Origin of the sequence: Marinifilum sp. D737, from assembly GCF_026672275.1 — a bacterium.
GTDB lineage: Bacteria > Bacteroidota > Bacteroidia > Bacteroidales > Marinifilaceae > Marinifilum.
This window is the reverse complement of sequence record NZ_JANQCD010000033.1, coordinates 1-19,051: the sequence shown is the minus strand read 5'-3', so window position 1 is coordinate 19,051 and position 19,051 is coordinate 1. Positions and strand designations below refer to the sequence as shown.

Below are 19,051 nucleotides of genomic sequence, written 5' to 3'. Positions count from 1 at the left end.
AAAATTGCAATAATGTTCGATACAAGTTTTGGGTTAAAAACATGGATTTATCCTGGATTAATATGGGGAGTTATCATGTTTATTGGGATTACCATGGTTACTGTTGAAACCAGCGAAGAACTAATTACCTGGAAACAATTGTATACCCTTCCCATTTATTTACTAGGCGGTTTGCTGTTTCAATATCTAAATTTTAAACGCTTAAACAAAAAGGGAAGACGAGAAATTGGGCAAAAAACCGATGCCCGTGAATATATCAATAAACGAAACGAGTAAACAAAAGATTTGACAATCTTTAAATGATCACAAAAGATTGATTTAGTTGGTGGTTAGAGGGCTTTCTCCGATATTCATACACATCCTTTAAAAAAATCAATGGGAAAGCCCTCTCACATTCTCGCAAAGCTAACTATTACTTTATAATATCACCTCAAGGAGTACAAAATGCTCCTTGAGTTTGTTCAAAAATGCCATCAAGAATGTAATTCGTCGTAATACAAAGAATTATCTTTGTATTCAATAATTTAACTGGTTCTCATTTCAAAACTTACCAGCTGCACATGGCATATCCCAATAAAATGCCCTTCATAAGCACTTAAATCATATTAAATTCATTTGAATAAATGCTGACAGGATATGCTACATTATCCCTTTGCATGGGTAAAAAGCACACATTATTCTAGCAAGAGCTAAATTTCCTTGATGTATTCAGACATCAAGTTTGCATTAGCATTTTAGCCCTAAAATTTGTAACTTATTAATTCTTTGCAACGAAGACTATTTATATGTGTGTAAAATTAGGGTTAGTCTTCATTTGAGCGATTTCATTAATAGGTGTATAGAATGAGTGTGTAAGAGATTCGATGTGTTTGATGAAATCGCTCTTTCCTTTTTATTTAAATTTTCCGTTGAATATTACTAATGATCCAAATCAAGTGATAACCTATTGTATTTAAATTTGTTGTCAACCAGATATTTTATGACTTCTATACCAAGCTGAATCCAACCCATAGGTCCTTTGGCAATTTTAATGGCAATGGAAATAAGCGTACCTAAAAATTCAGATACTTCTTCAAGTGCATTGCTCATCCACCTGTTTTTGCGGATGTGTTCCTCAATTAATTCCTTGTCTGTTCCAATAACTGTAGTTAAACTGTCGAAATTAAAATCGTAATCGGTGATTAGTTGACTGTTGGTGTTTTGGGTTTTTACAATCCTTTTTGAAAAGAAAAATGACAAGGCTGTTTTGGCCATATGAAATGCCTTTTTTAACTCACGAACTAAGATCTTAATTCCATTTTTAAACCATTTAAACAGGTTTTTTATCGATTCGATAACCCATTTAATGCCATCTTTTATAAAGTCACCAATGCGTTTGAAAAATCGACCAATCGAGCGAAGTAATCTTTTGCCCCCTCTTGTTTTGGATTTTCGATTCGAAGGAGAATCAAATTCAGTCTTTATTTGCTGATCAATCACTTTTAATACCTCTTTTTTATCTTCTTCTTTTTCCAGCTTGTTAATAATGGTGCTAAATTCTTCGGATATGGTTTCCATTTTCTTATCACTTTCCATCCTAACAAGTACAGGAAGCAATGCCTTAAAGAGGTAGCTAACATTTAAAACCCATCTGTCGTTTCCTAAACGCATTAGCAAATCACTCATTTTATACCCTTGCTTTCCTCCATAGCTTTCATGTATATAGGAAATAAGAGAATGAATGCCGGTAATGCTTAAAGGACCAAGATCATTATCCAACTTGCCTTGATAATTGCCCAATAGCCACAGTCTAATTTGTACCAAACGAATCATAAGCTGATGCAATTGATCCTTTTGAAAGCTATCAAATGCAACTTTCTTTTTTTGAACCAGCTTTAAAGTATTTTGGCTTTTCTTGGGAATAAATGGTAATCTGGATTCGAATCTTTTTTTATTGCTTGTAAACTTAACACCTTTATCTTTTAACTTTCTGTAAGAGTTTTTAAAATAGATAAGGTGTCGATAGTCAGAACCAGGGTAGAAATCTTGTTTTGCAATTGCCATGGAAAGATTTTCCATATTACCCAATAACTCAATAATTTGCTCATGATCAGAAATTTTACACCATGATCCTAACAGGTTAAGATGATTTGTGAGATCATCTGATAATTGATTGGTAATACTATTATTGAATATGGAAAGAATACCTAATCGCCAGTTAAGAACTCTGGATAGGATAGGATTTTGTCCAATTTTTTTAAGAGGGTAATGATGAAGTTCAAATTCGCCCTCTAAAGAGGATAATTCATGCAGAAAGTCAAGTTCCTCTTCAGAAAGTAATTGGCCTTTAAATGTGCCAAAGCGATCAATATCTTTATGAAAATCCTGCTTGTACATTTCATATTCTTGCCTGAATAAAGAAATGCCTTCCTCTAATTGCTCAAAGCTGGCAGTTTGTTTACCACTGTTGCGATCAAGTTCAATATAACCCAAATTATCCAGAACTTCCTCACACTCCAGTTTATGAATGGCAGTAAAGTTTACCTCTGTTTCGGGTTTCAAAAACTCACTCTTAAAAATTTCTTGTATCGACATGATCTAGGATTTATTCAGCTTCTTTCTCATGAATTGTAGAAAATTCACAAATTGTTTTTGAATACCAATAGTATATTTTCCATACTCTGACACTACAGGAGCTTGATCTTCATTAGCTTCTAGGTAAGGATTAATTTCCTGTGCATTTTGTGCCTTTAGTTCATTCCAAATGCTTGAAGCTTGAAAGGAATTCTCCTTAAGGTTAATCTTAAGGGTACAGAAAATATACTTGATTTTTTGTTTCACAGTTTCAGGTGATAAAGCTTGTTATTTAATCACATCTTTCAGCGTTTTGTAAATGGTATTGAAAAGAGTTTTGCGAGTTTCCAGGGCAGATTCAACCAGGATACTATGATCCTCTACCAAAGCGGTAAGTTCCTCCTTGTTATTTACAAAGTTTACTGCATCTCCATCCAGTTCAAAGCGCGTGTAGGCTACCAGATCCGATTGAGAAAGATTGCTTCGAATGGCTTCAAATACACTTTCATTTGATCCATTGGTAAGATCAAATTTATTGTCATTCGCATTGGTTAAAGTTGCTACTTCAAGAGTTGCGACATCATTAATTGCCTTTTTAATAGGCTCTACATTAATACTCATAATAGTTTGTGTTTAATTAGTAATATTACAGGAGCGATCTGCTAATAAAATCCCAAACTGCTTTGCGGTTTTTACTTGAACAGATCAATAATTCGTTGTGTAATTGTGTGAATTGTTGATTTTCTTTCGATAATACCTGTACGGCATCACCACCTAATTCAACCTTCCCATAGGATAGAAGCTTCGCGGATGAACTATCAAAATCACTTTTTTCAATGATAGCTACTTCGTTACTGTTGAGGTCTTGCATCAGTTCCTTAACAGCCTTTTTTAATTCTGACATACTAAGATATAACGCTTAAGTAAATTTAATAAGTCGATTATTGTAATAGTTTTAATTACTCTCTTGTTCAATTCGATAAAACTTAAGAGTAGTCAATTAATTTTCATAAAAAGTTACAACTAAAAATACGAAAGGCAAAAATAATTTTAACTTAATTTAAACTTTTAGATGAGTGATCATTAAAACAAGCTTGATAACCAGTTCGAAAGGAGTGTAGACTTACGCAAAATTACAATTAAATGAAGTAGACCCTGTACACATTTACTGAATGAGTTTGTTAATAATAAGAATGCAATAAAGTCAAAGGATTGGTTTAATGTAGACTAAATAAAAGTAACTTTAAACTGTAAAGATCAATTTTATTTTTACTTTTGCCATCCTTATTATAAAAAGTAAATGAAAGTATTAAAACAAAGCCAATGGGCTAGCATGTTAACATTCCGACGCTGGGGTGGTAAAAACTATTCATTATTTCAGGCAATTAGCAAGCAGGTAAAAATTACAGTTTTACTAGTGGTTTACCTAATTGTTATCAGTCCTGAAATTGTTTTTGCTCAAAACCAGTCATCGGAGGTAAGCATGCAATACGACCTTGATGAGATCAAAGTCAGTGCCCAAAGATCGCCTGTTACCTACTCGCAGGTGGCGCGGATTGTATCCGTAATCGAGAGAGAGGAAATTGAGGCTGCTCCTGTGCAGAGTATTCAGGAACTATTAGAATACGCTCTTAGTGTTGATGTCAGACAAAGAGGTGTTCATGGTGTTCAGGCCGATATTTCGGTTCGTGGAGGTTCCTTCGATCAAACCTTAATTCTTTTAAATGGCATCAATATCTCCGATCCACAAACCGGACATCACAACTTCAATCTTCCGGTAAGTTTAAAAAACATTTCAAGAGTGGAAATCCTGCAAGGACCTGCAGCACGTGTATATGGCCCAAATGCATTTTCGGGAGCCATTAATATCATTACCGGAGAAAATAAGAATCATGAATTGAATGTTGATCTTGTTTATGGAGAGCACAATTTGTCGGATTTGAATGCAAACTATGCGTTTAGTACCGGAAAACTTCAACATTTTGTAGCAGCAAATCGAAAATCTTCCGATGGATACATCGACAATACCGATTTCGAAACCCATAATATTTTTTACCATGCACAGCTGGAAAGTGAACCAGGAAAATTAGATGTGCAATTGGGCTACACACAAAAAGGATTTGGAGCCAATAGTTTCTATACGCCCAAATTTCCAAATCAGTACGAAAAAACCAAAACAACATTTGCATCCCTGCAATACGAAACAGGAAAGAAACTACACTTTAAACCTTCATTATACTGGCGCCGTCATCAGGATCGTTTCGAATTGTTTCGCGATAATCCGGCAAGTTGGTATACCACACACAACTATCACTTAACCGATGTATTAGGGGCAGGTTTAAATACATGGTTCAGTTCCAGTTTGGGAAAAACTTCCTTTGGAGCTGAATTTCGATCAGAAAACATTTGGAGCAATGTGTTGGGAGAAGAAATGGATGAGCCCATTAAAGTTCCAGGAGAAAGTGGTCAGTATTTTACCCGATCTCACTCCAGGTCACATGTTTCCTATTTTGCCGAGCATTCCTTATACCTAAATAGGTGGAGTATCTCGGTAGGAGCCATGTTCAACTGGATATCCGATCTGGATTTTGACTGGAAGATTTATCCGGGTATTGATGTAGCCTATCAGATTAGCGATGATTTAAAAGTCTACTCGTCGGTAAACTCTTCTATGCGCATGCCTACATTTACCGATTTGTACTACAATGGACCTACCAATATCGGTAATCCTGATTTAAAGCCTGAAAAATCGCTGACTTTCGAAGGAGGTTTTAAATTCAATAACAAAGCCTTAAAAGCACATATCAATACTTTTTACCGAAATGGTAAGGATTTAATCGATTGGGTAAGAGAAAATGAGGAAGAGAAGTGGAAAACACAAAATCTAACAGAGGTAAACTCATTTGGAATTGAGACCGGACTTGATATTTCACCCGAGAGATTATTTGGAAAGTCGATCTTTGTTAAAAAAGTAAAGCTGAATTACTCATACATTAAACTGGATAAGGGAAGTGATGAGTATTTTTCCAACTATGTATTGGATAACCTGAAGCATAAATTCGATTTAACGGTGAATCATGGCATATGGAATAACTTGTCGGCCAATTGGCAATTGAGTTATCAGGACCGAAATGGTAGCTATATGAATTTCGAGAATGGTGAATACACCGGAGAAGTAGCTTACGATCCTTTCTACTTGTTGAATTTAAAATTGCAATGGCAGCACAAGAATTTGTTATTGTATTCAAGTATTACCAATCTGTTGGATGAAAAATACAACGACATTGGTAACCTAAATCAACCAGGCAGATGGTTTACCTTTGGACTAAATTACAAGTTGAAGTTTAAGTAAGATATTATTTCTGCAATCCGTATTAATATACAGGTAAATCCTCCTTAATTTAAGGGGGATTTTTTTGTCTTTAACATTCAGGTATTAGTGATAATTGCGAATAATTTACAAAAATAGCTTAGGAATTATTAAATACACAAGAGAATGAAATTGTTTAATTTTTAATTCTTTTTAAACCGTCTTAAATCAATATCTACACTAGAAATCTCTTGATCTGTAATTTTACAATGATAGTCATAATTAATTGACATTCATGGACTAATAGGATACATTATTCTTAACTGAATCTGTTTTTAACAGATTTATTTCTTATGAATGTTAATATTAATTGGAGAACTATGAAAAAATTTTGGATGATTGTACTATTGTGCATAGGCATGATCAGTACGAGCTTGTATGCTCAAAAAAAGAATGGAGTTGTGTATTCTGAGCATGAAAGTATTGAGGTAACAAGAGACTTATGGGAGAAGTTTAAAGCTGGTGATGCTGAAGGATTTCTAAGCTTAATGGCAGATACGGCCAAAGTATTTGTTAATGGAAAAGATATAAAGGCGACCAGGGAGGGGACCATAAATTATGTGAATTTTTATAAAAAGAATTTTGTAGATCTTGAGATTAGAGATCATTCTCCTGCATATCCTGATGCCATTGAATACAAAAAGTCAGGTACTTGGGTACAAGATTGGTTATTAGTGACAGGTGAGCATAAGGAAACTGGCATTAAATTGAGTCTTCACATTCATCATCTCTACCAGTTTAATAAGGATGGAAAGATTGCAACAATGTTATATTATATGGATACAGATGTTTTTGATGAAATTCGTAACAGCAAAAGAACCATTGAAAATGGAACGATATTTATCAATCATCCTTATATCGTAAAAGTTAGAAAATTGGTTAATGCCTTTGAGAAGAAGGATTTGGAAACCTGGAAAAGCTTTTACGATGAGAAAGTGAAGTTTGGCAATTCGGCAATGAAATGGGGCAAAATGAGGGATTTGGAAACACAAATAGATATTTGGAAAGAGAGTCGATTCATGAAACCAGATAATAAATTTACAATCGAACAGGTTGGTTATCCGGATTGTATGTACTACGCAAAAGATGATGGCTATGTGGTTTACTCTTGGTGGTTGTACAAAGAAAAGAGCAAAGATGGCATCTTTGAAGTACCTTACTTGCTTAGTTGTACATTTAACAAAGAAGGGAAGATCATACGTGAATTTGTGTGGTATAGCAGCAATCATTTCGAGAAAAAGAAGTAAGGATACGATCCAAACAATGCCTCATAAAGTAGAATACAATAGCCTGCATTAATTTATGAACGCAGGCTATACACAATATCTTATACACTTCAATAAGCAAAAACAATATGAAAAATTACTTCTATATTATTTCGGTTTTACTTTTGTTATCAGCCTGTGTTTCGGTAGATAAGGACGTAAGTAATCAGGAGCCTGAAAAAGCCATCATAGGATTTTATGATGCAATGAAAGTCTTTAATTATGAATCAGCACGAACTTTTTGTACTGAAGATTTCTTTGCGATAGAAAATGCCAAAACCTTCAACAATCTGGATGAATTTATCGAATTGGTCAAAACATTCGAAGGAGCAAAAATCGATATCGATATACAAGTTGAAAAAGCAGATGTGAAGCAAAAAACAGCAGTGCTGGTAGTTAAGTTTGATGTAATTATAGCAATGAACGAGGAGGAAATGAACATGCAGGCCATTGAGACCTATCATATGGAAAAGCAAAAGCAGAAATGGCTGATTGGTTCATTTCATTCTACCTATGTAAAGAAAGAAGATCCTGTACATTACAAAAGCATGCACCTGTTAAAGGTTTCCGATAAACTTTCGGTTTCAGTTCTTGATGAGCCCTTAAAACAAATAAATGAGACCATTGCAAAAATTGGATTTCCTGAATGTGGATATGTGATTTATAGTACAACAAATGAACATGAAATAGATTATACCCATATTTTTGAAGGAAAATGGTTGAGTAAAGCCAACTATGATTTAATTCACGAACATGAAAAGTACAAGGAGGTGATTGAAAAGCACAAATCAAAATTCAAAGATCTTTTTACTGGTCAGGTGTATTTTAAGGTGGAAAACTAATTGTAGTATCTAATGTTTTATCTCATTTGAATATACTTGCAATTAATGATACTGTAGCAAAAGTAATCTAGTTCCGGTTTGTGAAGTAGTTAATTGAGTTTTATTCTTTTATTTTACTATTTGGAATTACTTGTATTAGCTTCCATTAGCAAAAAATTTGCAGTTTGGGCAAAGAGGAAGACAGTGATCTTTGTGCAAAGTTTTATTGCAAGTGTATCTCATCATTTGAATTTGGTTAAAATCACCAAATTTATGCCTTATATTTTTTATGTGTGTTCTTACTGTATTTTGACTAATATGAAGTCTTTTGGCAATTTCATTATTGTCTTTTAATGTGAACTGCAAGAATAAAATTTCCTTTTCTCTAGATGTTAAATGGATGTTGAAATTATCTTTTTTATTGTCATTGAAAAGTATGGGAATTAATTTTGAGCAGATATATTTCCCCGATTCAAAAATTTCCTGAATTGCTAAAAATAATTTTTCCGACGAGCAAGATCTAAGTAAATATCCATTAATAACATTGACAAGGGGCTTAAGTAATTCAAGAGGAGGAATCCCTGAAATTACTAATATTTTTAACATAGGGTAGTCATGATGCAGTTTAGTTATGAAATTAAGACTATCTCTCGATACGTCTTCAATTTCCACAATTAGCAAATCTACTTCACCAGATCTTATGGTATCGTAATACATATCCTTATTTTTTCTTATCAACGAAACCTGGAATCGTTTATGGCTTGATAATACTGACTCAAAACCTTCCGCTACCATACATTGGTCATAGGATATCAATATTTTTATGGTCTTAACTTGCTGCATTATTTTATATTGTTTATTAAAGTTACGATGTTTAAATTAAACTTTAAGAATTTTTTACTGATAATTTAAAAAAAATGCTCTTTTTGCTTAATTGATTAATCATTACGTTGATAGTGAGTGAGTAAAATGGTTACTTAAAATACACGAAATGAGGATTGATCATTTTTTTAGCTTTGCTTAACTTTTTACTTCAAGTTTTCTATTCAAAAAGTATTTTACTTATCAATCTATTTTAGTTCACTTTAAAACCAAATGTTATGAAAAACAATTTATTTGCACCATGTGTGTGCTTGCTAATTATTGGTTTTGCTTTTTTCTCTGCTTGTGACAATGAGCTTTTAGAGCCTGATAGAAATCAGGAACAAAAAAGCCATGTCTTGAAAAGAGGTGGAAAGCAAACAGATGTCGATCAAGCCGATTTGTATGGCGATTTGTGGGAAATGGAACGTTACAATTCTGGTGTTCCAATCCTTTATGAATTAAATTATCATGTAGAATATAAAGATCTGCCTGTTGTTGGAGTCATTGATGTTGTAAACCCACGGCTTAACGGAGAATTTGACTTAGAAGTATTGGTACGTGACGCTGATGGATACGTAATTTATGAGTCAGAAGACAATCCGCTTACAGAGATCGTTACAATAATACCTAATGAAAATGGCTTTGTTGAAGGTGCTGAAAATGTAATTTCGCTCTATGATGCTGAAGGGGAAATTTTACCTGAAGTGGCACTTCATGTAGTACCTATTGAGTTTGGACGTTTAGATATTATTCGATCACCTTCTACTGTTATTGAAAGAAGATTAGCAGAGGTTATTAAGAATTTTGGCGATGGTTCTGTTGCTAATGTATCTCGTGATTTTTGTGGCCGTGTGATGATGTTTAGAACTGATGCAGCCATAGCACTTGGAGAAGCAGATAAGCCAATCGATTCACCCCTTGAGAATTTGGCCATTTACAAGGAACTCATGCTACATGGATTTACTCAATCGGCTGAAAATAATGGCTTGAAATTTCTAATTGAAGAGGAATCTTCTTTTGGTGGCTTTGATCTACAACTTAGGGTAGATGGAGAATGGGCTCCTCTTCCAAAATCGTTCCTTGATTTTTCTGTAGACCAGCAAAATCAATTGATCATGAATTTGGCTGCATCCTGTATGGCAGCAGGATCAGACAAGTCGAATACCCTGAATATCGACGAGATCGTATTTGTTAATCTGTTTATGGGAGTGCCGGAAGTGAGTGGAAATGATATTAATCAAACTGCTAATATTGTAAATTGCTATTTACCAACAATCGAACAGGAAATTCGAATGATGGATAAAACAAATAAGGAACAATATTCACGCTATCGTTACTATGTGGATTATTCAAGTTTTAGTTATGACAGGGAAAAGTTTAAAAGAACTCTTTTGGATTATGTAACAATTGTAGGTGATTATGATCCTGTAAGCGGAGAATTAATAGGCTCACATACAGAGGTTCTTGCAGATAATTTAGTTTTGCATGATATCTTAATGGGAGAGGCACCATTAACTGTTGATGCAAATGCAATTTACAGGTATACACAAAAGGAAGGTAATCCTACTACCGGTGCACTTGGATTTGCTTGTCAAGCAGATGATTATGTTCAGGCGCTTGAGGTAGTGCACAATAATGAAGAGTTTTTGGTTTGGGAAATTTCTACACCTACCTGGACTTGGGATGTTCCTATTGTTAGGGGCGAATTTTCACCATTTAATTATGTGCCGGAAGAAGATTCGCATGGAAATAGACCAGAAGGACATGGTGATGACACAGTTTCGGAAGGTGACGATGAGAATTCATCTGAAGGAGGAGGTCGTGGAAGACGCGGCAGAAGATAGTATGTTCTTGACCTACATTTTGTTAGCGAATAACAAATGTTCGAATTTATGAAAAAACTTCACTGGTAAAACAATAAGGATGCTTAACATTGGGTGCTCTCATTGTTTTAATTGTTGCACAGAGTGGATAATATGCAGATTAAGATCTTTTGTAAGGACATAAGTGTTTTTCATGCTTTTACCCACTCTGTACTTTAAATAATTCATATTGTAAGCACATCTCATTATATCATGTACAAATCGCTTCCTGGTAATGATCAATTACATACAGAGACCATCTATATAAAAAACATGGTCTGTGCTTGTTGTGTTCGTGTTTTAAGAAGGGATTTTGAGGAAAATGGTATTCGTGTCGAAGAAGTCAGACTTGGAATGGCCATCATTAGTTACCAGCCAGAAAAAATGGATCTGGATAAAGTTAATAGCATTCTTCGGAAAAATGGGATGGAGATTATTGTTGGATACGAACAGCAACTAGTTGAGAAAATAAAAAGTACTGTAATCGAGTTGATTCATCAGATGAATAACGCTGATTCCATTGCGCAAAAGTCGGAATACCTGGTGGGCAAGCTGGGGCTGAGCTATCAACAATTATCCAAACTATTTTCCAAATATGAGGTCATTACGCTTGAGAGGTTTATTATTCTAAATAAGATTGAACGTATAAAGGAATTGGTTGATCAGGATGAGTTTACTCTTAGTGAAATTGCTTATCTGATGGATTATAGTAGCGTGCAGTACCTTTCAAACCAGTTTCATAAGATAACTGGAGTTTCAGTATCTGAATATAAAAAGAGTAGGATGAAAAATAAAAAATCTCTAAATGCTTTGTATTAATTAGCACCTTATTTTCATCCTATTGCCAAATGGAATTTCATAACTTTTTCACAAAATTTTGTAACAGACTTTAAGAGCTTTTGTTTTAACTTTTTTTTAGGAATTATTGAAACTAATGTACCTTTTTATGGTTTCAAAATCATAAAAAGAATCGGGTCAGATCATTTGTTAATCTTGAAATCATGAAGTTAAAAAAAAACATAGCGATTAGTGAAAATGGATTTTTGTTCAATCCGGAAACAGGAGATTCCTTTATTCTTAACCCTATTGGAAAAGAAATATTGAATCAATTAAAGGAGGGGCAAAGTGTGACAGATATCAAACAATTACTATTAGAGCGATATGATGTGGATTTGGTAAGTCTTGAGAAAAATATGGAAGATTTCCTGGTAATATTGCAACATCATGGATTGCTTGACCGGTAACCAGAGTGGATATGAAAAAAACAAAATATCATATTGCTGTAACGGGATTAAATAATACCGATAATCCGGGACCGGGAATTCCGGTAATTCGTTCACTCAGAGAAAGTAAGGATTTTGATGTGAGAATTATTGGCCTAGCCTATGAAAACCTTGAGCCTGGTATTTACATGCCGGATATGGTAGATAAAACATATCAAATTCCTTATCCATCATCAGGAATGGATTCATTGCTAAAGCGAATTGAGTACATTCATTCAAGAGAAAGACTTGATGTTATTATTCCCAATTTTGATGCAGAGCTCTACTCCTTCATTCAATCTAAAGAAAGACTGAAGGCAATTGGAATTAAAACTTTCTTACCTACAATCGATCAGTTTGAGGAACGACAAAAAACAAATCTTGGCAAATATGGACAGAAGTATGGAATTAAGGTTCCAATGAGTAAAGTTATTGTGCACAGGCATGATATAGAGCAGCTCAAAGAATCATTTGAATACCCTTTGCTTGTAAAAGGTAAATTTTATGATGCGTATCTGGCTTATTCGGAGGAACAGGTAAAAAGTCATTTCGACAGAATTTCAGCCAAATGGGGAATGCCGGTGATTATTCAGGAGTTTATCAGGGGTACAGAGGTAAATGTGATTGCCTTAGGCGATGGTTTGGGAAATACTGTTGGTGCTGTCCCAATGCGCAAACAGTATATTACTGATAAGGGAAAAGCATGGGGAGGAGTTACCATTGCAAATGATAGCATGTTGGAACTGACAAGAGATCTAATTAAAAAGACCCAATGGCAGGGAGGTATGGAATTAGAATTGATCAAAACCATGAATAATGAGTATTTTCTTATTGAAATTAATCCTAGAATTCCTGCCTGGGTCTATTTAGCTGTTGCGGCCGGACAAAATTTGCCGGAAGCCCTGGTTAAACTTGCTTTAGGTCTGAATCCTCCACCTTTCTTGAATTATAAAGTTGGGAAAATGTTTATCAGGTATTCATACGATTTAATAGGAGATATTTCTCAATTTGGTGCTTTATCGGTGAGTGGTGAGATGTAAGAGGAAATGGTACAGCAAAAGGATAACTAGAACATGAAACGATAATAAAATGAAAAAATTAGATTACGAACGGCCCATTATTAATAAAGTAAATGCTGGCATGCCCGATAAGTTTGGGATGAGTACACGAGTGCCTGTAATCAGCCATATTGAAGGAGTTGCCATTACCGATATTATGAAGCAGTTTGGCTCACCAATCTATGTGATATCAGAGCCTTGTATCCGAGAAACTTTCCAACAAGCTCAAAAGGCTTTTTTATCTCGTTATCCGCGTGTGCAATTTGCATGGTCATATAAAACCAATTATTTAAATGCTGTTTGTAAAATTTTTCATTCCGAAGGGGCCTGGGCTGAAGTAGTTTCAGGTTTTGAATATACTAAGGCTATTGAAAATGGAATTCCAGGAAATCAGATCATATTTAATGGTCCTGATAAATCCAGGGAAGATTTAGAGAGGGCCATAAAGGACGGCGCTATGATCCATCTCGACAGTTTGGATGAATTCTATTATCTTGGAGAATTGGCTCATAAGCTGGATAAAAAAGCAAATGTAGGCCTCCGGATCAATTTAGATGCTGGTATTTATCCAAAGTGGGATCGTTTTGGATTTAACCTCGAAAATGGGGAAGCCTGGAATGTTCTGAATCGTGTTATGTTGCATGAATATATGGTGTTGCTGGGACTGCATACTCATATGGGAACCTATATAACTTCGGTAAATGCATATGCAGTTGCAACCCGAAAAATGGCCGATTTGACCAACCGTTTGTTCCGAAAATATAAGTATGAATTGAAATACCTTGACCTGGGAGGAGGATTTGCTTCAAAGAATACCCTTAAAGGTGCTTACCTTCCTGGTTCTGATACCTGTCCCTCTTTCGATGATTATGCAGAAGCAATTACTTCCGTTTTGCTCGACAGTGAATTGCCGCCGGAAAGACTACCGCTTTTGATTTTAGAATCGGGCAGAGCTTTGGTGGACGATTCAGGTTTTATGTTGGGAAGTGTCCTGGCCAATAAACGACTGGCAGATGGCCGAAGAGCAACCGTAATAGATATAGGCGTGAATATGCTGTTTACCTCTTTCTGGTATGATCATGAGGTGTTACCAACCCAATTGAAATCAGAACAAACAGAAAATACAACCATCTATGGTCCCCTTTGTATGAATATAGATGTGATTCGGGAAGCCGTTCAGTTTCCTCTTCTTCAAAGAGGTGATGCAGTTGTAATCCCACGTATTGGAGCTTATAATATGACACAATGGATGCAGTTTATTAAGTTAAGACCCCCTGTTTTGCTAATTGATACGGATAAACAGATACACCTTATCCGAAAAAAAGAAACCAATGAACAATTTAATGCGATGGAAAATGTTCCTGAGCATCTTAAAGGGTAATGAAATTTTACAGAAAGAATATATTATTTTTTGGTGAGGCCATCTTAAATAGTTATGCTCAGGTGTTTTTTTCACGAAACAAAGCTTTTGCTTTATTGCTCCTTTTGGTTAGTTTTTTTGATCTTTGGGCTGGGATATTTGGTCTTATATCAATAGTAACAGCAAATGTAATTGCCTTTATAATGGGCTTTCCCTCTGTTTATATTAAAGATGGTACCTATGGTTTTAATAGTCTTCTGGTTGGTTTAGGAATAGGATTATATTTTCAGCCAGGGATTGAAATTACTTTGCTGGTTGTTTTGTCCTCTGTTTTAACCCTATTTATCAGCTTGTTTCTTCAAGGTGTATTTGCAAAGTATGCCTTGCCATTTTTAAGCATTCCTTTTCTTTTAGGATTGTGGATGATTATGATGGCTAGTAGTGATTTTGCAAGTCTTGGAATTAGTGAAAGAGGTATTTATGAGGCCAATGAATTTTATGAAATAGGAGGTCAGTCCCTGGTAAATTTATATCATAGTATTCAAAGCTATGCTCTTTTTGACTCCATATCTATTTTTCTTAAATCACTTGGGGCTATTTTTTTTCAAAGCAACTGGCTGGCAGGTCTGTTCATTCTTCTGGGTTTACTTTTTTATTCGAGAATAGCCTTTACTTTAGCGATATTTGGTTTCTACCTTGCTTACTTCTTTTATGGATTTGTTGGTGCAAACATCAATGAGTTAAGCTATACCTATATTGGATTTAATTTTATTCTTACGTCGATTGCTCTGGGAGGTTTTTACATTATCCCCTCTTTGTATTCCTATTTATGGATTGTACTGATTTTGCCTATTGTGGTGTTGATTACCCTAAGCAGTATACATTGGTTTGCACCTTATCGACTGTCTATTTATGCTCTTCCATTTAATGTGGTAACACTACTTTTCTTGTATATTTTAAAATTGAGATATAAGCCAAATGCGAAGTTGCTGGAAGTACTTGTGCAGCATAATTCACCGGAAAGGAACCTGTATTTCCTGAAAAATAATGCCCTTAGAATATCTTCCAAAGGATTAACCGATTTTCAATTGCCTTTTATTGGAGAGTGGACAGTTACCCAAGCTCATGATGGTGAATATACGCATAAGGATGAATGGCGACACGCCTGGGATTTTTCCATTACTGACAATTTCAATAAGCAGTTTAAGCAAAAGGGCAATCATGTAGGAGATTACTATTGTTACAATAAAACGATTTTGTGTCCGGCAGATGGTGAGGTAGTAAACATTCTGGATGGTGTTCCAGATAATGAAATTGGTGAAATGAATTTAGATCAGAATTGGGGAAATAGTCTGGTAATTCATCATCAAAACGGACTCTATTTTCAATTGAGTCATTTCAGGGAAGCCAGTTTTAAGGTGAAAAAAGGCGATTTTGTGAAAAAAGGTGATGTCTTGGGGAAATGTGGAAACTCTGGAAGATCACCCTTTCCACACATCCATTTTCAATTTCAAACTACCCCTTACATTGGTTCAGCTACTTTTCAGGTCTCCCTGCCTCATTACTTGGAACGGATTGCAAAGCAGGTGGTTCTTAAATCGTATTCTAAACCATTAAAGTCTGCCAAATTGATAAGGGGAGAAGCTCATCCTCTTTTACTGCAGGTGTTTAATTTTCAACCTGGGCAGAAGTTTGTTCTTGAGGTGGTATCAAAACCATATAAAAACATGATATTACCCAAAAAGAATTGGCATTTCGAGGTGAAATCAGATGCTCTGAAACATTCGTACCTGTACTGTGGATTGACCAATTCGCGTGCCTATTTTAGTGTTAATGCCAATGTTTTGGAATTTCACAATTATTTGGGGAATAGACGTTCCTTATTGTATTATCTGTACCTCTGCTGCCATAAAGTTTATCTGGGTTACTATACAAATTTAAGTGTTAGAACAGAAGTCCCTCCTAATCTTGTTTATGGTTCTGGAAATCTTTTTGTCCAGGATTTTATTGCACCTTTTTACATTTACCTTAAGGCAGAGTATCAATTGAAATATTTAAATAAAAATGAGGGAATTATATCGGAAAAAATAGAGCTTGCCTCTAAAGTAATTTCTGCCTATTCGAACAGGAATCATTCTATAAAAAGTGAAATTACAGTGGAAAGTGGGGCTTCACTTCGAATGAAAATTTATAAAAAAGATAAAACATTAGAGATAAAATGTGGAAATATGCAAGCATATTAATTGGGATCATTCTCTTAAGTTCGCATGTGCAGGCTCAGAATTCATTGAGTGTAGGCCAGGTAAACCGGGAAACTTATGCACTTTATCAAAAACAACAGTGGAAACAACTGGTTTTGTTAGCTAAAAAGGCTATTGCTCATGACATTGACTTTTACTATTTGCGCTTGAGAATGGGCATTGCCTATTATGAGCTGAAGAATTATAGGAAGTCAGCTGTTTTGTTTAAAAAACTGCATGAACAAAACCCCGATGATAATAGCTTGAAAGAATATTTGTACTTTTCCTACCTGCTAGGAGGCAGAAATATGGATGCCGTGCGCATACAAAAAAAACTGCCTGGGTCAATCATTGAAAAATATAGAATTCGTAAATTAAAATTCATTTCAGGAGTATATGCAGAAACCAAATATGAGTTTCTTGATGATTATGCCATTGATTCAGATTTGGTACAACAACAAACGGTTCGAAATGAATTATATCACTACAGTTTTGGAGTAAATCATAAATTGGGTAACAGGCTTGCCTTATATCATGCGTACAGCTGGGTGGATGTAAAAAATACGGTAGTGTCGGAAGGAATTTCCTTTGACGAAGAGGTCATTCAAAATCAATATTATCTAAAAAGTCATTTTCAACTGGCTTATGGCACAAGGCTGGCTCTGGCTGCACACTGGGTACAAACAGAGGTGTCTGGCTATTCTCACACAGAGCAGCTCCCCAATGCAGTGGTGCAGGGACCATGGGTAAAAGGCAATGGTCCAGGAGAGTTTAATAATTCAGTACAGGATATTAAAACCTATACTTATGGTGTCACTCAAAATGGTTTCATTGGATACCTCGGAATAGATCAGGATTTATCCAAATGGAAGATGCATGCAGGACTATTGTATTCTGATATCGACAATTTGCATCGCTGGCAGCAGGAATTGACAATTTACTACTATCCCAAAGGAAATGTAAAACTCTACCTATGGGCTGGCATTTGCAATCAAATGGAGGAAAAAGGGAAGGGAGATTGGTTGAATCGCAACTATTGGGATTGTGGCGCGGGTTTTCAGTTTGCAAAAAATAGCTGGGTTCAGGTAGGATATAATGTCGGTGATATGTATAAACAGGTAGAGAATGAAGGGTATTCAGTATTCAATGGAGTAAATCCTGTGAAAAACAGGATAAAAGTAAGCTGCTGTCAATATCTGTTTAAAGGGAAAGTAAGCCTGTTTCTTCTATATCAAAATCAGGAGGAAAAAAACATCTATATAGAAAATAATAATACAAATAGTCAATACATCAATGTTCAATCGATAACTGGAGGCATAAAATGGAACTTCTAAGGATAATGAAATATTTATCATTGAATATTCTCATCATATTCAGTGTGTGTAATAAGCTGTCGGGGCAGAATTTCGAGGCTGTTAGAATGGCTTTTAACGAGAGTTACAAATATGAGAAAGAAGGCGATTTTTCTCATGCCGTGGAGAACTTAAAACAGGTTTATGACGAAAATTCGTATGAAATTAATTTGCGTTTGGGTTGGCTCAATTATCAGGCAGGGGTATTTACAGAGTCAATTGCTCACTATCAGAGAGCAGTAAATTTAAAGCCCTATGCAGAAGAGGCAAAATTTGGCCTGATTTTGCCTAAAGCGGCTATGGGGAAATGGTCTGAGGTGGTAAACATCTACAAAGAGATATTGAAGATCTCGCCAAACCAAACTGTAGCCAATTATCGATTGGGACTTATTTATTATGGGCAAGAGGCTTATGAAAAAGCACATTTTTACTTCAAGAAAGTGGTGGATTTATACCCTTTCAAATATGATGCTCTTATTATGCTGGCATGGACCAATTATCATATGGGAAAAAGGAGGGAGGCCATAATTCTTTTTGAGAAAAGTCTGTTGTATTACCCCCAAGATCCATCTGCTTTGGAAGGTCTTAAATTATTGGGTGCAAATGAAGATTGATTTCAAAGAATCCTTATTCCGTGTTTTTCCCCTCGCTACCGCACGAGTCCTCTCGTGTGGTTTTATTTTAGAAATTGAGCCACACGAAGGGAATCGTAAGGTAGCGGGCGTTATCTTCTAAAATCCTGTCTAACGGACTTTTTATTTTTGCAAGAGATATTTTGCCTAGCTGTGTATCAATCTCTCATAATAAAACTACACTTTCAAATTTAACAAGATCTTATTACATAACAAAATACATACTTATGAATCATATTGCCGGTGCGCGAAGAAGCATTTGTAAAAATCAATTAGCTGACCGCTAAAAACACAGTAATTTTGAGACTCCGACTAGAGTTCGGATTCTCAATAGCAAATACAATGAATAATTAATAATGAGTAATTAATAATGAACAATGAATAATTAGCTGTTGGCTAAAAACACAGTGAT

Annotated in this window: 17 protein-coding genes; 12 read left to right on the top strand and 5 right to left on the bottom strand. The window is 35.2% G+C overall.

From position 1 onward, the window contains the following. Positions 1-12 precede the first annotated feature (12 nt). Positions 13-276, top strand: a complete 264-nt coding sequence (locus NQ163_RS16595) for a hypothetical protein (protein WP_268191453.1) — start codon at positions 13-15, stop codon at positions 274-276. Positions 277-918: 642 nt separating this feature from the next. Here NQ163_RS16595 and NQ163_RS16590 read toward each other — a convergent pair. Genes NQ163_RS16590 through NQ163_RS16575 form a run of 4 tightly spaced genes read right to left on the bottom strand, consistent with a single transcriptional unit; the run spans position 919 to position 3,457 of the window. Beyond that, positions 919-2,574 (bottom strand): hypothetical protein, encoded by a 1,656-nt coding sequence (locus tag NQ163_RS16590; RefSeq protein WP_268191452.1) that lies wholly within the window; start codon positions 2,572-2,574, stop codon positions 919-921. 3 nt (positions 2,575-2,577) lie between these two features. Next, a complete protein-coding gene (locus NQ163_RS16585; RefSeq protein ID WP_268191451.1) occupies positions 2,578-2,820 on the bottom strand; it encodes a hypothetical protein in 243 nt (80 codons plus the stop codon). Positions 2,821-2,841: 21 nt separating this feature from the next. Further along, positions 2,842-3,174 (bottom strand): hypothetical protein, encoded by a 333-nt coding sequence (locus tag NQ163_RS16580; protein WP_268191450.1) that lies wholly within the window; start codon positions 3,172-3,174, stop codon positions 2,842-2,844. A 25-nt stretch (positions 3,175-3,199) separates the two neighbouring features. Beyond that, on the bottom strand, positions 3,200-3,457 hold the full coding sequence (locus NQ163_RS16575; RefSeq protein WP_268191449.1) for a hypothetical protein: 258 nt from the start codon (positions 3,455-3,457) through the stop codon (positions 3,200-3,202). A gap of 396 nt (positions 3,458-3,853) precedes the next feature. Between NQ163_RS16575 and NQ163_RS16570 the strand changes: the two genes are divergently transcribed. The 3 genes from NQ163_RS16570 to NQ163_RS16560 all read left to right on the top strand — a co-directional run bounded on the left by NQ163_RS16570 (position 3,854) and on the right by NQ163_RS16560 (position 8,030). After that, a complete protein-coding gene (locus NQ163_RS16570) occupies positions 3,854-5,905 on the top strand; it encodes a TonB-dependent receptor plug domain-containing protein (RefSeq protein ID WP_268191447.1) in 2,052 nt (683 codons plus the stop codon). Between the two features lie 338 nt (positions 5,906-6,243). Then, positions 6,244-7,170: a nuclear transport factor 2 family protein gene (locus NQ163_RS16565; protein ID WP_268191446.1), complete on the top strand. Its 927-nt coding sequence runs from the start codon at positions 6,244-6,246 to the stop codon at positions 7,168-7,170. A 107-nt stretch (positions 7,171-7,277) separates the two neighbouring features. Beyond that, positions 7,278-8,030 (top strand): nuclear transport factor 2 family protein, encoded by a 753-nt coding sequence (locus NQ163_RS16560; protein WP_268191445.1) that lies wholly within the window; start codon positions 7,278-7,280, stop codon positions 8,028-8,030. A 135-nt stretch (positions 8,031-8,165) separates the two neighbouring features. Here NQ163_RS16560 and NQ163_RS16555 read toward each other — a convergent pair whose 3' ends face one another. Further along, positions 8,166-8,852, bottom strand: a complete 687-nt coding sequence (locus tag NQ163_RS16555; RefSeq protein ID WP_268191444.1) for a LuxR C-terminal-related transcriptional regulator — start codon at positions 8,850-8,852, stop codon at positions 8,166-8,168. Positions 8,853-9,109: 257 nt separating this feature from the next. Here NQ163_RS16555 and NQ163_RS16550 point away from each other — a divergent pair, with 257 nt between their 5' ends. From NQ163_RS16550 to NQ163_RS16515, 8 genes are all read left to right on the top strand, one after another. After that, a complete protein-coding gene (locus tag NQ163_RS16550) occupies positions 9,110-10,717 on the top strand; it encodes a hypothetical protein (RefSeq protein ID WP_268191443.1) in 1,608 nt (535 codons plus the stop codon). 231 nt (positions 10,718-10,948) lie between these two features. Then, entirely contained in the window at positions 10,949-11,554 is a 606-nt protein-coding gene (locus NQ163_RS16545; protein ID WP_268191442.1) for a helix-turn-helix domain-containing protein, read from the top strand. 182 nt (positions 11,555-11,736) lie between these two features. Further along, on the top strand, positions 11,737-11,979 hold the full coding sequence (locus NQ163_RS16540) for a PqqD family protein (RefSeq protein WP_268191441.1): 243 nt from the start codon (positions 11,737-11,739) through the stop codon (positions 11,977-11,979). 11 nt (positions 11,980-11,990) lie between these two features. Continuing rightward, positions 11,991-13,037 carry an ATP-grasp domain-containing protein gene (locus tag NQ163_RS16535; protein ID WP_268191439.1) on the top strand — a complete coding sequence of 349 codons (1,047 nt, stop codon included), beginning with the start codon at positions 11,991-11,993 and terminating at the stop codon, positions 13,035-13,037. A gap of 49 nt (positions 13,038-13,086) precedes the next feature. After that, on the top strand, positions 13,087-14,436 hold the full coding sequence (locus NQ163_RS16530; RefSeq protein ID WP_268191438.1) for a hypothetical protein: 1,350 nt from the start codon (positions 13,087-13,089) through the stop codon (positions 14,434-14,436). Continuing rightward, positions 14,436-16,658 (top strand): urea transporter, encoded by a 2,223-nt coding sequence (locus tag NQ163_RS16525; RefSeq protein WP_268191437.1) that lies wholly within the window; start codon positions 14,436-14,438, stop codon positions 16,656-16,658. The genes NQ163_RS16530 and NQ163_RS16525 overlap by 1 nt, the downstream gene beginning before the upstream one ends. Continuing rightward, on the top strand, positions 16,634-17,989 hold the full coding sequence (locus NQ163_RS16520; RefSeq protein WP_268191436.1) for a tetratricopeptide repeat protein: 1,356 nt from the start codon (positions 16,634-16,636) through the stop codon (positions 17,987-17,989). Before NQ163_RS16525 ends, NQ163_RS16520 begins: the two co-directional genes overlap by 25 nt. Before the next feature lie 5 nt (positions 17,990-17,994). Beyond that, positions 17,995-18,621, top strand: a complete 627-nt coding sequence (locus NQ163_RS16515) for a tetratricopeptide repeat protein (RefSeq protein ID WP_268191435.1) — start codon at positions 17,995-17,997, stop codon at positions 18,619-18,621. Positions 18,622-19,051: the final 430 nt, after the last annotated feature.